Source organism: Stenotrophomonas africana (assembly GCF_013004645.1).
Taxonomy (GTDB): Bacteria; Pseudomonadota; Gammaproteobacteria; order Xanthomonadales; family Xanthomonadaceae; genus Stenotrophomonas; species Stenotrophomonas africana.
This window is the reverse complement of sequence record NZ_JABEME010000001.1, coordinates 514,483-527,474: the sequence shown is the minus strand read 5'-3', so window position 1 is coordinate 527,474 and position 12,992 is coordinate 514,483. Positions and strand designations below refer to the sequence as shown.

The following is a 12,992-nucleotide window of genomic DNA, read 5'->3' as shown; positions in this document are numbered from 1 at the left end:
GTGGAGCCTCGTGGGGGAGGGGAGAGAAAGGGAAGTCACAGCGGTAGCGACAACAGGGCCAGCACGAATCCGATGACCGACAGCAGTACCACCATGGCGCCGGCGGGCACCGGCGTACGCGCACCGGTACGCCGTCGCACGCCGGCGGCGACCAGGACCGGCGGCACGGTGGCGACCAGGCAGAACAGCTGGAACGCCAGCAGCTGCGGCAGTGCGAAGTGACCCCCGAAGAAGATCAGCCAGGCCAGCATCACGCCAGCGCCGGCCAGTGCGATCCAACCGGCGCCGACCACGCGGATGAGTGCCATCAGCAGCACCTGCAGGCGCGGCTCGATCTCGGTCCATGGCATGCCCACGGCCTGGCCGTGGTAGGGCATGAAGTCGGAGCGCTTCAGATAGGCGGCAGCAAACAGCGAGACAATGAAGAACGCCAACAGGTAACAGCCGAACGCGAGCCAGGCGAACAGGTCCATGTGGAGGCCATGCGGTTGCGGAGAAGTCGCAGCGTGCACGCCGGCAGCCATGCCGGTCATGCCACGGGGTTGCGCGATTCTCGGGCAGCCCCCCGTTAGAGGCGCGTCGCGGCGTGCAGGGCCATTCCTCCATCTGCTGTTAACGCCAGTGTGGTGGTGAGGAATGCGTCACGCACGCGCCATGCGCCCTATCTCGTTTTCTGTGAAGAGGCCGCAACTGCTCATCCACGCTTCGGTCACTGCTCCGCGCAGACGCTGGGATTCCATCCGAAGAAGGACGACGCCATGACCCAGCTCACCCTGCCCGAACTGGCCAAGAAAATGGCTGACATCGATTTCACCCTGCTGCAGACCCACGCCGATGGAGAGATCGCGGGTCGTCCAATGAGCAACAACGGTGACGTGGACTACGACGGTGACAGCTGGTTCTTCACCACGGAGGACACCGACATGGTGCGCGAGATTGAAGCTGACCCCGCCGTTGCGCTGGGTTTTTCCGGCAGCAAATCGCTGCTGGGCAAGCCGCCGCTGTTCGTGCACGTGCAGGGCAGGGCTGTGCTGGTGCGCGACCGGGCCACGATGAGCCAGCACTGGGTGAAGGACCTGGAGCGCTGGTTCGAACAGGGAGTGGATACACCGGGACTGGTGCTCATTCACGTGCGTGCCAGCCGCATCCACTACTGGGATGGCGAGGACGAAGGCGAAATAGCCGTCTGACCCGGCAGAGGGAGGCCGGCGGCCGTCGCGGCCATTGCGCGGCGCACCCGGGCTTTGCCATCCTCCCTGCTGTTTTCCGTAGCGTGGAATCCCAATGCGTCCTGCGTTCTGGCTGGCTTTGGCCCTCCTGCCCACCCTGGCGGTGGCGCAACCCGCGCGTACTCCCAAGGCCAAGGCTCCGGGGCAGGATCCCTTCAGCGAGCTGTTCGACACCGCCTGCATGCAGCACATCGGTGCCCCGGCGCGGTTGCAGTCGCTGATGGAATCCAATGGGCTGTCGCCGCTGCAGCCCGCCGAAGCCGCCACGCTGTTGCAGGGGCAACCGGGCGTGGCCTGGATGGTGCCTCTGGCCAGTGGCCGCTATGCGGTGAGCTGGGCTGACGATGGCACGTGTACGGTCTACGCCGAAAAGGCCGACGCGGCGGTCGTGCAGAAGGGATTCGCGCGGTTGGTGCAGGCCGCACCGAAGCCGTTGCAGGTGCGGTCGCTGCCAGGGCGTGGGCCACTGTCGGCCGATCAGGTGGCCATCCAGTACGGCTGGGCGACGCCGGGGCAGGGCAAGCTGCAGGTGCGCTTCCGCCTGGTCACGCGGCAGGCGGCTGAAGCCGGCGTGCAGGCGATGGCCTCGTCGGCCCCGGGCGAAGCGATGCTGGAACAGGGCGCGCCTGGGCCCTGACAGGGGCCACGTTCCAGATTCAGACTTTCACGCGGCGTGTGGTATATCGTTTATCGATAAATTCACCCCGGGGCGGCGATGCTGCCCCAACGCCGGAGGCCGCTTGACCGCTCGTCCCGCCCGCGCCAGACCCGCGCGAGGCTTGTTCACCCTGGCCCAGGCCGCCGTACAGGCCGTCCGGGCGATGTGCTGGCTGGGCATCCTGGCCGCACTGCTGGCCGTGCCACTGGTCGCCCACGACCGCCGCTGGCTGCTCGACAGCGTGCACGATGCCGCTGCCGCCGCCGCGCATGGCAACGATCTGTTCCTGCATTTCTGCCTGGGCCTGGGCGCGATCGTCGCGCTGCTGGTGCTGTGCCTGGTGTTCCTGCGCCATCTGCTGCGGCTGCTGAAGTCGGCGGCGCGCGAGCGGCCGTTCACCCATGCCAATGCACAGCGCCTGCAACGCATGGCGTGGCTGATGCTGTCGATGGAGCTGCTGTCGATCCTGATCGGCGCCTACGCCGCCTGGATGGGCCCGGACTTCACCTGGATGGAGGTGGGCGGCGGCATGTCGATCACCGGCCTGGTCGCGGTGCTGATGCTGTTCGTGCTGGCACGCGTGTTCGCCGTGGGTGCGGCGATGCGCGATGACCTCGATGGTGTCATCTGATGGCGATCGTCATCACCCTGGACCGCATGCTGCAGGAACGGGGCATGACCCTGTCCGAGCTGGCCGGGCGCATCGACATCACTCTGGCCAACCTGTCGATCCTGAAAACCGGCAAGGCGCGCGCCATCCGCTTTTCCACACTCGATGCGATCTGCCGTGAGCTGCAGTGCACGCCCGGTGAGCTGCTCGGGCATGACCCGACCCAGGCGCAGGACGCTGACTGAGTGCTTTCCCTTTTCCCTTACCTACTGACGAAACGGACCTGAAATGGAATGGTTGGCTGACCCCTCGATATGGATGGGCCTTGCAACCCTGGTCGTGCTGGAGATCGTTCTCGGCATCGACAACCTGGTGTTCATCGCGATCCTTGCCGACAAACTGCCGCCGCACCAGCGTGACCGCGCGCGGGTGATTGGCCTGGCGCTGGCCCTGCTGATGCGGCTGGTGCTGCTGGCCGCGCTGGCCTGGATCATGAAGCTGACCGAGCCACTGCTGACGCTGTTCGACCACAGCTTCTCCGGGCGTGACCTGATCCTGCTGGGCGGTGGCCTGTTCCTGCTGTTCAAGGGCACCATGGAGCTGCACGAACGGCTGGAAGGCCGCGAGCACCACGAGGATGGCAAGAAGGTCTATGCCAGCTTCGCGATGGTCGTGGCGCAGATCGTGGTGCTCGATGCGGTGTTCTCGCTGGACTCGGTGATCACCGCGGTGGGCATGGTCGACAACCTGGGCGTGATGTATGCCGCAGTGACCATTGCGATGGCGCTCATGCTGTTGGCCAGCAAGCCGCTGACCCGCTTCGTCAACAAGCATCCCACGGTGGTGGTGCTGTGCCTGGGCTTCCTGCTGATGATCGGTTTCAGCCTCGTGGCCGAAGGCCTGGGCTACAAGATTCCGAAGGGCTACCTGTACGCGGCGATCGCCTTCTCGATCCTGGTCGAAGCATTCAACCAGTGGGTGCGCTTCAACCGTGAGCGCAACGAGCGCCGCCAGCCGTTCCGGCAGCGCACGGCCGATGCCGTGCTGCGCATGCTGGGTGCGCGCCCGGCCAATGGCCACGACGACGAAGCCGCAGACGAACACGTCGATGCCGAGGAGCGCCTGCAGCCGGCGGAGCACGAGATGATCCGCAGTGTGCTGGGCCTGGCCGATCGCCCGGTGTCGAGCGTGATGACCGTGCGTGCCGACGTGCAGTGGATCGACCTGGCGCGCGGCGAGGAGGATGTGGTGGCACGCCTGGTGGCGTCACCGCATACCCGGCTGCTGGTGGGCGACGGTGATCTGGACAGCCTGCGTGGCGTGGTGCAGAGCCGCGACCTGCTGGCCGATCTCCTGCAGGGCAAGCCGCTGCAGCTGGAAGGCAATCTGCGCGAGCCGCAGTACGTGCTGTCCAGCGCCAGTGCGCTGCAGGCGCTGGAGCTGATCCGCCAGCATCCGGTGCCGTTGGCGGTGGCGGTGGACGAGTACGGCAGCGTGGAAGGCCTGGTGACCGCCAACGACCTGCTGGCGGCCATTGCCGGTGACCTGGTCGACACCCAGGACGAGCGCTATGGCGTGGTCGCCCAGGGTGAAGATTGCTGGGAGGCCGATGGCGCGCTGACCCTGGACGACCTGCAGCGCCTGGCGGGCATATCGCTGCCGCGCAGTGCCGACTACATGACCATCTCCGGTCTGGTGCTCGAGCGCCTGGGGCGCCTGCCGGACATTGGTGATGCGGTGGAGATTGCGGAAGTACGCATCACCGTACTGGCGATGGAGAAGCGGCGCATCGCCCGCCTGCGGGTTGAACGCCTGGGCCATCTGTAGCGTCGAGCCACGCTCGACTGGGGTTCTGTAGCGTCGAGCCCTGCTCGACTGCTTCCTGAGCAGCCGAGCACGGGCTCGGCTCTACACAACATCTCCCGCAACCGTCACCATGGCGGGCCCGCTTTCTTTCCCGGATGGTTGCAGTGCTGAGTACGATCGGTTTGTTGATGGGCCTCTATGTGGCCTGGCGCCTGTTCTGGCCACTGCGCATGCCCATCTGGATGAAGGTCGTGCTGTCGCTGCTGCTGGTGGGCGTTGCCGTGCAGTTGCGCATCGTCGCCACCTTCTGGGGCACGATGGCCTCGCCGGAGATACCGAAGCTGGCCATCGCCACGCTGGCCGCCGGCTCCACGGCGGTGTTGCTGTTGGCGTTGCTGATGCTGGCGCTGGATGTGGGCCTGCTCGCCTCCCGCCTGCTGCGCTGGCCACGCGCGGTAGCCGCGTTGCGCACGCGGAGTCTGCGACCGGCGGCCGCCCTGCTGGCCCTGTTGGTCAGTGGCTACGGCGTCAGCCAGGGAATGGCGGTACCCAAACCCCGGCAGATCGAGGTGAGCATTGCCGGCTTGCCTGCCGCGTTCGATGGCTATCGCGTGCTGCAGTTGACCGACATCCACGCCAGCCGCCTGCTGACCGGCGACTGGGTGCGCAGGGTAGTGGATGAGAGCAACGCACTGACGCCGGACCTGGTCGTGATCACCGGCGACCTGATCGACGGCAGTGTCGAGGCCCGCCGTGACGACGCGCGCCCACTCGCGGACCTGCGGGCGCCAGACGGTGTCGTCGCCATCACCGGCAACCACGAGTACTACGCGCAGTACCAGGCGTGGATGCAGGCGTTCCGCGCGCTGCACATGCAGGTGCTGGAGAACAGTCATCTGCAGGTGCGGCGCGGCGATGCGGCGCTGACCATCGCCGGTGTCACCGATCCGGTGGCCGCGCGCTACGGCCAGCCGCTGCCGGATCTGGAGGCCGCGTTGGCCGGTGCCGATCCGTCCGCGCCGGTGATCCTGCTTGATCATCGCCCGCGCAATGCGCGCGAGGCCGCTGCGCGCGGTGTGAAGCTGCAATTGTCCGGGCATACCCACGGCGGGCAGATCATCGGCATGGACCAGTTGGTGAAGCGGGCCAACCGTGGCTATGTCTCCGGGCGTTATGAAGTGGACGGCATGACCCTGTACGTGAGCAACGGTGCAGGGCTGTGGGCCGGTTTCCCGGCGCGCATCGGCGTGCCGTCGGAGATCACCCTGGTGACATTGCGCCGCGCGCCGTGATCTCTACTGGGATCAGATCCCTTTGCCACCGGCGAAGGGCTCTGACTCTGTCCCCAACTGCGCGGGTCGCGCATGCGCACTCCGGCGCAGCGCCTGCGCCCGCTTGGCGATCCAGCGCACCACGAAGGCGGTGAACAGCAGCGCCGACGGCACCGCATACCAGAAGTTGCCCGGCACGCGCTTGAAGTACGAGTAGGTAAAGACCGCCGCGATGATCCACATGCCGGTGACGTGCAGGCGACGCCAGGTGGTGGGTCCCATGCGCCGGGCGAGCCCCCGGTGCGAGGTGATGGCCAGCGCCAGGATGGCGATGTAGCCCACTGTGCCCGGGAGGTTTGCCAGCGCGGATCGTGCTGGCCAGAACGCCGGGTTTAGGATGCCGAAACTGGTGATGGCAATTGCATGCAGCAGGTGCGAGAACGCGAACGACAGGCCGATGATGCGCCGCTCGCGCAGCAGCAACCGCGTGAACGGGCCGGGCACAAGGCTGGCGAACGACGATGCCGTGAACGCTGCCAGGAACAGCAGGAACGATGTGCGCGCAGTGACCCGGATCGCCGCTCGGCTGCCCTCGGCCACATCGGCATGCAGGGCGAACGCGGCCAGCGCGAAGGCGATCAGTACCGCCGCAATGGCCACGAACAGGCGCCAGCCGTGCAGGAAGGAAGTGTTGGATGGAGCCATGATGAGACCTCGGAGTAGGGGGATGGTAGTGCCGGCCGCTGGCCGGCAACTTCAGAAAGCAGGCCACGCGACCAGCACGCCTGCCGTGCACAGCTCGTCCAGAACGGGCGCGCAGGCCATGCGCAGTGCATCCGTTGCCACGCCATGTGTTTCGGACAGCACCTGCAGTGCCTCATCCACAGGCGCGCCGTCGTCGCCGAACACCGATAGCAGCGCGTAGGCAAGCGCTGACAGTTCCTCGACCTGCAGGCTGGAATCGGCGAGGCGCTGGATCACCAGCAGCGTGGGAGCTGCGCTCGATACCGTCTCCAGCACCTCTTCCTCATGTACCGGCCACTGGTAGCCAAGCACCCGCACCCACGGCGAAACCGCCAGCACATCGCTGCCCGCGGGAACGCGGTGCAGCGGCGGCCCGGCGTCACGCGCTTCAATATGCAGCGACTGCTGCGTGCTCTCGTAGTGGGCCATTTCCGCTGCCCAGGCCGGCAGCGCCAGCGTGCCCTGCACCGCCAGCCAGCCCGCGAACTCGCCGGCGATTCGTGGGAACAACGGGGTGTGACAGGCGTGGCTGGCGTAGTAGTGCTCCACTGTGTCGCGCCAGCAGGCGTCGCCCAGCTGCGACTTCAACCGCGGCAGGCTGCCCGCCAGCAGGCTGTCCAGACTGTCAATGCACAGGCGGCGGTAGACCGCCATCCGCCGTGCCTCGACGCCATCGGGCGCAGGCATCGACGGGTCCCGCACATGATCGGCCCAGCGCCGTTGCAGGGTAGCCAGCGATTCAGCCATGGGCCACCTCGGGCAAACGTGCCTCGGCCTGCGCCTGGCGGATCTGCTCAACCTCGCCCAGCAGTTCTGCAAGCGGCGGGAAGTTGAAGTCGCGTTCGAGCAGCGTGGGGCGTACGCCCACCCGCGCATAGGCCTCGCGCAACAGCGCCCAGACCACACCTTTCACCGGCGCGCCGTGGGTGTCGATCTTGAAGCCATCGTCTTCATCGAAGTGGCCCGCTACATGCAGCGAGGCGACACGGTGGGACGGCACGCGGGCCAGGAATTCGAAGGCGTCGTAACCGTTGTTGCAGGCGTTGACGAAGACGTTGTTGACGTCCAGCAGCAGGTCGCAGTCGGCTTCGGCGAGCACGGCGTTGATGAAGTCGATCTCGCTCAAGTCCGCGCCGGCAACGGCGTAGTAGGAGATGTTCTCCACCGCGATGCGCCGGCCCAGCACGTCCTGTACCTGGGCGATGCGGCCGGCCACATGGTGTACGGCCTCGGCGGTGAACGGCAGTGGCAGCAGATCGTAGAGATGGCCACCGGCGGCGCAGTAGCTCAGGTGTTCGCTGTACAGCTGCACCTGGTGCACGTCGAGGAAGGCACGGGTCTGTGCCAGCAGGGTGCGGTCCAGTGGATCAGGACCGCCCAGCGACAGTGACAGTCCGTGGCAGGTCAAGGGGTGGCGCTCGCTGAGTTGGCGCAGCGCGGCGCCGTGTGCACCGCCGACGCCGATCCAGTTGTCGGGGGAGACTTCGAGGAAGTCGATGGCACCGGCCGGCATTGCCAGCAGTTCGTCGATCAGGCCACGGCGCAGGCCAAGACCGGCGGCATTGAAGGGCAGGGGCAGGGACATGGCGGATGCTCCAGAGGGAGGGCGCCGCCTCGAAGGCGGCGCCGGGTGAACGTCGATCAATCGGCAACGCGGGAGAACAGGCCCTTCGGCATTGGCTTGCCGTTGGCGGTGTAAACGCTGCGCAGGTAGTCGTGCGCTTCCTGCTCGCTGATGTAGCCGTCGTGGTTGGTGTCGATGCGGTCGAACTCGGCGGCACGCGTGGCGGCCACGGCGTTGAACTCAGCACGCGAGACCTTGCCGTCGTGGTCGCGGTCGGTGCGGGTAAACGAGGCGTCGCCGCACTTGCCTTCGCCACACTGGCCCTCGGCCACCTTGGCCTTGCCAGCGGGCTTGCCGGTGGTGGCCTTGTTGGCCCCGCACTTGCCTTCACCGCACTTGCCTTCGGCGGCGGCGCTCATGGCCACCGCGCTGATCGCCAGCGGTTGGATCGCGGCGGCCTGGCCGGCCAGCAGCAGGCCACCGGCCAGGGCGATGCCGATGGCACCGATGCGCGGCAGGCGGGAGGAGGGGGTGTTCTTGGTCGAGACGGACATGGTGGTGACTCCTTGGGAAAGCACGCGGGGCGTGCGGGATGGACGCCGCCGAAGAGGCGACGGAAAGCGAAACGCGCGGGAACAGGGGAATCGGCTCAGGCGGCGCGGCGACGGCGCAGCAGATGGCCCAGCAGCAGCACACCGCCGAGCAGGGCACCGCCGAAGCCGATGCCGGGCAACAGCGCGGCAAACGGCAGCAGCAGGGCGATCAGGCTGACGCCCCAGCCCAGGCCGTCATTGCCTGCCGTGGCGCGGCCGGGGCCGGCCAGCAGCCGGTCCACGCTGAGTGCGCCACCGCCGTTGAGGATCAACGGCAGCAGCATGGCCAGGAACAGCAGCGGCAGCTTGAAGTTGCCGTAGCCCTGATCGGTGATCGCATAGCCCTGCCAGAGTTCACCCAGGCCGTTCCATTGGTCGGGCCAGTGCACGGTGGCGATGGCGACCACGGTCAACACCCAGAAGATGTAGGCCACCGAGCGCGTCGCCAGGCCAAGCAGCAGCATCACCGCACCCACCAGTTCCAGCCAGGTGGCCAGCTGCCAGTTCAGCGACGCGGGCAGGGTGGAGAACGGGAACGGAAAGCGACCGTCCAGATCGGCGAACCAGTTCTGACCGCCCAGCTTCTCGCGGCCGGATTCAAAGAACTCCCAGGCCAGCAGGGTGCGCAGCGCCAATGGCGAGAGCCAGCGGCCAACGGCATCCAGGCGGGGGGTATACACGGAAGAGGCGGTGCTGATCATGGTGGTGTCCTGCGGGCCAGTGGTCGATGAAGGCCATTCCAGGCGGCGCAGGTATCGGCAACGTGTGCCGTTGCCTGGGGTTTTGTCAGCGACTGTGGTCGCGGCCGGGGTTTCGTACAGTCAGATACAAAGACGATGCGTTGATGCACATCGGGCGTTGCGCGCCCGCATGCGGGGAGCGATATCCGCCCGGCAGCGCCCGGCCAGGACCGGCGGCCGAATGTATCCCACTGTAGAAACCCGCCCGCGCTCTACAGTCCGGTACAACTCCGCGCTACGGAGAAACAGCGGCGATACACCGGCAGGCGGAAATGGCCACTCCCAACACCGGAGTGTCACCCATGATCCGTACCTCGCTGCTTGCCGCCGCGCTCGCCGTTGCCGGCGCCGCCGCCCCCGCCTTCGCTGCCCGGGCCGATACGGCTGCACCGCCCACCGTCATCCTGGTGCACGGCGCCTTCGCCGATGGCTCCAGCTGGAGCAAGGTCATCAGCACCCTGCACGACTGGAAGCTGCCGGCGGTGGCCGTACAGAATCCGCTCACCTCGTTGGCCGACGACGTCGCCGCCACCCGCCGCGCGATTGCCGCCGCGCCCGGCAAGGTGGTGCTGGTCGGCCATAGCTGGGGTGGCACGGTCATCACCGAAGCGGGCAATGACCCGAAAGTACAGGCGCTGGTGTACGTGGCCGCCTTCGCGCCGGATGCCGGGCAGTCTTCGGCGCAACAGGGCGAAGGTTTCCCGGTTGGTCCGGGCCTGGCCCGACTGCAGGAAAGGGATGGCTACCTGACCTTGCCGGCGGATGCCATCGCCCAGGACTTCGCGCCGGACGTGATGAAAAAGTCCGCCGCACTGCTGTACAGCACGCAGGTCCCGTTGAAGGCCAGCGCGCTCGGCGAGGTGGTGAACGTTGCGGCGTGGCGCAGCAAGCCGAGCTGGTACGTACTCAGCCGCGATGACCGCATGCTGTCGCCGCAGCTGCAGGCCGCGACCGCACGTCGCATTGGTGCACAACTGCAATCGGTCGGCAGCAGCCATGTGTCGCTGCTTTCGCATCCAGCGCAGGTGGCCGACAGCATCCTGGAAGCAGCGGGGGTGAAGCCGGCGGAACTGCCGCTGGCCGAGCAGGGCGGCTGAGCGATGGCCGGACTGCGAGGGTACGCATTGCCGCTGTTGCTGGGCCTGCTGGGCGGAGCGGCGTTGTTGCTGGCATGGCCCGGTGCGGATGCCGGCGCGCAGCCGCTCGATGCAGTACCGATGGCGGGGTTCAACGGTGGCGGGCCCTGGCACAACAGCCCACCGCTCACGCTGACGCAGTTGCGGGGGCGGGTGGTGCTGGTTGAGTTCTGGACCTACACCTGCAGCAACTGCCTCAACGTGGCGCCGTATGTCCACCAGTGGCATGCACGGTACGCGCCGCAGGGCCTGACGGTGATCGGCGTGCATACGCCGGAGTTCGCCTATGAAGGGCTGCCTGGCAACGTGCGCAAGGCCATCGCACGGTTGGATATCACCTGGCCGGTGGTGCAGGACAACCAGTACCGGATCTGGAACGCCTGGGGCAACCGCTTCTGGCCCGCGCTGTACCTGCTCGACCGGCAGGGGCGTGTGGTCTACCGCCATTACGGCGAGGGCGACTACGCACGTACCGAAAGCGAGATCCAGCGCCTGCTGGCCAACCCCTGAGCCGCGCTACCATGGCCGCGCCGCGCGGTGCTGTCCCCCTGCCTTCATCGAGAACGCAATGAACCACGTACCGCATATCCTGGTCGTCGACGATGACAGCGAGATCCGCCAGATGCTGGCTGACTACCTGCAACGCAACGGCCTGCGCGTGAGCCAGGCCGACGGTGGCCGGGCCATGCGCGCGCTGATGGATACCCATGCCGTGGATCTGGTGGTGCTGGACGTGATGATGCCGGGCGAGGATGGACTGAGCCTGTGCCGCAACCTGCGCGCCGGCAAGCATCGTGCGGTGCCGGTGGTGCTGCTGACTGCCCGCGACGACGAGACCGATCGCATCATCGGCCTGGAAATGGGTGCTGACGACTACGTGACCAAACCCTTCTCTTCGCGCGAACTGCTGGCACGCATCAATGCAGTGATCCGCCGCACCCGGATGCTGCCGCCGAACCTGCAGGTGAGCGAAGCAGGTCGCCAGCTGGCCTTCGGCGAGTGGCGCCTGGACACCACTGCACGCCATCTGCTGGATGCGCAGGACACCGCGTATCCGCTCAGTGGCGCCGAGTTCCGCCTGTTGCGCGTGTTCCTTGATCACGCCAATCGGGTGCTCAGCCGCGACCAGCTGCTCAGCCTCACCCAGGGCCGCGATGCCGAACTGTTCGATCGCTCGATCGACCTGCTGGTCAGCCGCGTGCGCCAGCGCCTGGGTGACGACGCACGCGAGCCGACCTACATCAAGACCGTGCGCAGCGAAGGTTATGTGTTCAGCGTGCCGGTGCAGTTGCTGGGGCCGGACGAATGAACACGGCCGCACGCCGTCCACGCTGGCCGCGCACGCTGTCGGCGCGGCTGCTGCTGGTGCTGCTGGGCGGACTGGCCTTGGCCCACGCACTGTCCTTCGGCCTGCTGTTCTTCGAACGTTACCAGTCCACCCGCAGCATGATGCTGCGCAACCTCGACGAGGATGTGGCGGTCAGTGTCGCGCTGCTGGAGCACCTGCCTGCGGCGCAACGCGATGCCTGGGTGCCTCGGCTGGAGCGGCGCACCTACCGTTACCTGCTGCGCCCGGCCGCGGCCGGACCAGGGCTGCAGACCGATCGTGCACGCCAGGTCACGGCGATCATCGACGACAGCCTGCAGCACCGCTATCCGTTGCAGACGCGCCAGGTAGCTCGCCTGCCGGAGCGGTTCGAGGTGGAACTGCGCCTGCACGACGGTACCCCCGTGACCATTGAAGTCACCCCGTCGGGCCTGCCGCTGGCGCGTTGGCTGCCCGCCGTGCTGCTGCTACAGCTGGCGCTGCTGCTGGTGTGCGCGTGGCTGGCGGTGCGCCTGGCCATGCGCCCGCTGCAGCAGCTGTCGCATGCGGTGGAGCATCTGCAGCCGGGCAAGGACGGGCCCGCACTGCCTGAAGATGGTCCTGCGGAAGTAGGCGGTGCGGCGGCCGCACTCAATGCACTGCAGGCACGCATTCGTGGCCATGTCAGTGAGCGCCTGCAGATCCTGGCCGCGATCTCGCATGACCTGCAGACTCCCATCACGCGCATGAAGCTCCGGGTGGAGACCCTGCCTGAAGACAGCACCCAGCAGCGGCTGCTGGCCGACCTCGACCACCTGGGTCAACTGGTGCGTGAGGGCGTGTCCTATGCGCGCAGCAGCCACGTCGCCAGTGGCGCGCCGGTGGCGATGGACCTGGGCGCATTCCTGGCCAGTGTGGTCGGCGATTACGAGGACATGGGCAAGCCGGTCAGTGGTGGTGCGCCGGCTGGACTGGTCGTGCAGACCTGGCCGCAGCCGCTGCGCCGGGTGGTCGGCAATCTGGTCGACAACGCGTTGCGTTACGCCGGTGCCGCCGAGATCGAGGCGGGTCGCGATGGGGCCGGAAGGGTGTGGATCAGCATTTCCGACCGTGGCCCGGGCATTCCCGAGGACCAGCTGCAGGCAGTGCTGGCGCCGTTCCACCGGCTGGAAAGCTCGCGCAATCGCGGTACCGGCGGGACTGGCCTGGGCCTGGCCATCGCGGTGCAGCTGGCGCAGTCGCTGGGCGGCTCGCTGCGGCTGCTCAACCGCGAGGGTGGCGGCCTGCGGGCGGAGCTGCAGCTGCCGGGGTAACGGACGGGGCCAGAGCGCCCAC

16 protein-coding genes are annotated in these 12,992 nt (G+C 67.3%); 10 read left to right on the top strand and 6 right to left on the bottom strand.

Annotated elements, in window-relative coordinates:
* Positions 1-35 precede the first annotated feature (35 nt).
* Positions 36-473, bottom strand: coding sequence for a hypothetical protein (locus HLA98_RS02705; protein WP_057499739.1), 438 nt, complete (start codon positions 471-473; stop codon positions 36-38).
* A gap of 285 nt (positions 474-758) precedes the next feature.
* On the opposite strand from HLA98_RS02705, the gene HLA98_RS02700 reads away from it, so the two are divergent.
* From HLA98_RS02700 to HLA98_RS02675, 6 genes are all read left to right on the top strand, one after another.
* Positions 759-1,190 carry a pyridoxamine 5'-phosphate oxidase family protein gene (locus tag HLA98_RS02700; protein WP_057499738.1) on the top strand — a complete coding sequence of 144 codons (432 nt, stop codon included), beginning with the start codon at positions 759-761 and terminating at the stop codon, positions 1,188-1,190.
* Between the two features lie 94 nt (positions 1,191-1,284).
* Entirely contained in the window at positions 1,285-1,866 is a 582-nt protein-coding gene (locus HLA98_RS02695; RefSeq protein ID WP_057499737.1) for an NMCC_0638 family (lipo)protein, read from the top strand.
* Between the two features lie 184 nt (positions 1,867-2,050).
* On the top strand, positions 2,051-2,518 hold the full coding sequence (locus HLA98_RS02690; protein WP_057499799.1) for a DUF2975 domain-containing protein: 468 nt from the start codon (positions 2,051-2,053) through the stop codon (positions 2,516-2,518).
* The gene (locus tag HLA98_RS02685) at positions 2,518-2,742 is read left to right on the top strand and encodes a helix-turn-helix domain-containing protein (protein ID WP_057499736.1); all 225 of its coding nucleotides are present in this window, start codon (positions 2,518-2,520) and stop codon (positions 2,740-2,742) included. The genes HLA98_RS02690 and HLA98_RS02685 overlap by 1 nt, the downstream gene beginning before the upstream one ends.
* 43 nt (positions 2,743-2,785) lie before the next feature.
* Positions 2,786-4,324 carry a TerC family protein gene (locus HLA98_RS02680; RefSeq protein WP_057499735.1) on the top strand — a complete coding sequence of 513 codons (1,539 nt, stop codon included), beginning with the start codon at positions 2,786-2,788 and terminating at the stop codon, positions 4,322-4,324.
* A 134-nt stretch (positions 4,325-4,458) separates the two neighbouring features.
* Positions 4,459-5,595 carry a metallophosphoesterase gene (locus tag HLA98_RS02675; protein WP_057499734.1) on the top strand — a complete coding sequence of 379 codons (1,137 nt, stop codon included), beginning with the start codon at positions 4,459-4,461 and terminating at the stop codon, positions 5,593-5,595.
* 12 nt (positions 5,596-5,607) lie between these two features.
* On the opposite strand, the gene HLA98_RS02670 is transcribed toward HLA98_RS02675, so the two are convergent.
* The 5 genes from HLA98_RS02670 to HLA98_RS02650 all read right to left on the bottom strand — a co-directional run bounded on the left by HLA98_RS02670 (position 5,608) and on the right by HLA98_RS02650 (position 9,176).
* On the bottom strand, positions 5,608-6,279 hold the full coding sequence (locus tag HLA98_RS02670) for a ferric reductase-like transmembrane domain-containing protein (RefSeq protein WP_057499733.1): 672 nt from the start codon (positions 6,277-6,279) through the stop codon (positions 5,608-5,610).
* Positions 6,280-6,330: 51 nt separating this feature from the next.
* Complete coding sequence (locus HLA98_RS02665) at positions 6,331-7,065, bottom strand: HvfC family RiPP maturation protein (protein ID WP_057499732.1); 735 nt, start codon at positions 7,063-7,065, stop codon at positions 6,331-6,333.
* Entirely contained in the window at positions 7,058-7,903 is an 846-nt protein-coding gene (locus tag HLA98_RS02660; RefSeq protein ID WP_057499731.1) for an HvfB family MNIO-type RiPP peptide maturase, read from the bottom strand. The genes HLA98_RS02665 and HLA98_RS02660 overlap by 8 nt, the downstream gene beginning before the upstream one ends.
* 56 nt (positions 7,904-7,959) lie before the next feature.
* Positions 7,960-8,436, bottom strand: coding sequence for an HvfA family oxazolone/thioamide-modified RiPP metallophore (locus HLA98_RS02655; protein WP_057499730.1), 477 nt, complete (start codon positions 8,434-8,436; stop codon positions 7,960-7,962).
* 95 nt (positions 8,437-8,531) lie between these two features.
* Positions 8,532-9,176, bottom strand: coding sequence for an HvfX family Cu-binding RiPP maturation protein (locus HLA98_RS02650; RefSeq protein ID WP_057499729.1), 645 nt, complete (start codon positions 9,174-9,176; stop codon positions 8,532-8,534).
* A 341-nt stretch (positions 9,177-9,517) separates the two neighbouring features.
* On the opposite strand from HLA98_RS02650, the gene HLA98_RS02645 reads away from it, so the two are divergent.
* From HLA98_RS02645 to HLA98_RS02630, 4 genes are read left to right on the top strand one after another with little or no spacing between them, the layout of a single operon-like run.
* Entirely contained in the window at positions 9,518-10,312 is a 795-nt protein-coding gene (locus tag HLA98_RS02645; RefSeq protein WP_057499728.1) for an alpha/beta fold hydrolase, read from the top strand.
* Between the two features lie 3 nt (positions 10,313-10,315).
* Positions 10,316-10,861, top strand: coding sequence for a redoxin family protein (locus HLA98_RS02640; protein WP_057499727.1), 546 nt, complete (start codon positions 10,316-10,318; stop codon positions 10,859-10,861).
* A gap of 58 nt (positions 10,862-10,919) precedes the next feature.
* Positions 10,920-11,660: a response regulator gene (locus HLA98_RS02635; RefSeq protein ID WP_032960784.1), complete on the top strand. Its 741-nt coding sequence runs from the start codon at positions 10,920-10,922 to the stop codon at positions 11,658-11,660.
* Entirely contained in the window at positions 11,657-12,970 is a 1,314-nt protein-coding gene (locus HLA98_RS02630; protein WP_057499726.1) for an ATP-binding protein, read from the top strand. The genes HLA98_RS02635 and HLA98_RS02630 overlap by 4 nt, the downstream gene beginning before the upstream one ends.
* Positions 12,971-12,992: the final 22 nt, after the last annotated feature.

Coding starts and splice junctions, on each gene's coding strand:
- HLA98_RS02705 (WP_057499739.1), bottom strand. CDS start 473: ATGGACCTGTTCGCCTGGCTCGCGTTCGGCTGTTACCTGTTGGCGTTC.
- HLA98_RS02685 (WP_057499736.1), top strand. CDS start 2,518: ATGGCGATCGTCATCACCCTGGACCGCATGCTGCAGGAACGGGGCATG.
- HLA98_RS02640 (WP_057499727.1), top strand. CDS start 10,316: ATGGCCGGACTGCGAGGGTACGCATTGCCGCTGTTGCTGGGCCTGCTG.
- HLA98_RS02645 (WP_057499728.1), top strand. CDS start 9,518: ATGATCCGTACCTCGCTGCTTGCCGCCGCGCTCGCCGTTGCCGGCGCC.
- HLA98_RS02700 (WP_057499738.1), top strand. CDS start 759: ATGACCCAGCTCACCCTGCCCGAACTGGCCAAGAAAATGGCTGACATC.
- HLA98_RS02660 (WP_057499731.1), bottom strand. CDS start 7,903: ATGTCCCTGCCCCTGCCCTTCAATGCCGCCGGTCTTGGCCTGCGCCGT.
- HLA98_RS02670 (WP_057499733.1), bottom strand. CDS start 6,279: ATGGCTCCATCCAACACTTCCTTCCTGCACGGCTGGCGCCTGTTCGTG.
- HLA98_RS02635 (WP_032960784.1), top strand. CDS start 10,920: ATGAACCACGTACCGCATATCCTGGTCGTCGACGATGACAGCGAGATC.
- HLA98_RS02650 (WP_057499729.1), bottom strand. CDS start 9,176: ATGATCAGCACCGCCTCTTCCGTGTATACCCCCCGCCTGGATGCCGTT.
- HLA98_RS02665 (WP_057499732.1), bottom strand. CDS start 7,065: ATGGCTGAATCGCTGGCTACCCTGCAACGGCGCTGGGCCGATCATGTG.
- HLA98_RS02690 (WP_057499799.1), top strand. CDS start 2,051: ATGTGCTGGCTGGGCATCCTGGCCGCACTGCTGGCCGTGCCACTGGTC.
- HLA98_RS02630 (WP_057499726.1), top strand. CDS start 11,657: ATGAACACGGCCGCACGCCGTCCACGCTGGCCGCGCACGCTGTCGGCG.
- HLA98_RS02680 (WP_057499735.1), top strand. CDS start 2,786: ATGGAATGGTTGGCTGACCCCTCGATATGGATGGGCCTTGCAACCCTG.
- HLA98_RS02675 (WP_057499734.1), top strand. CDS start 4,459: ATGGTTGCAGTGCTGAGTACGATCGGTTTGTTGATGGGCCTCTATGTG.
- HLA98_RS02655 (WP_057499730.1), bottom strand. CDS start 8,436: ATGTCCGTCTCGACCAAGAACACCCCCTCCTCCCGCCTGCCGCGCATC.
- HLA98_RS02695 (WP_057499737.1), top strand. CDS start 1,285: ATGCGTCCTGCGTTCTGGCTGGCTTTGGCCCTCCTGCCCACCCTGGCG.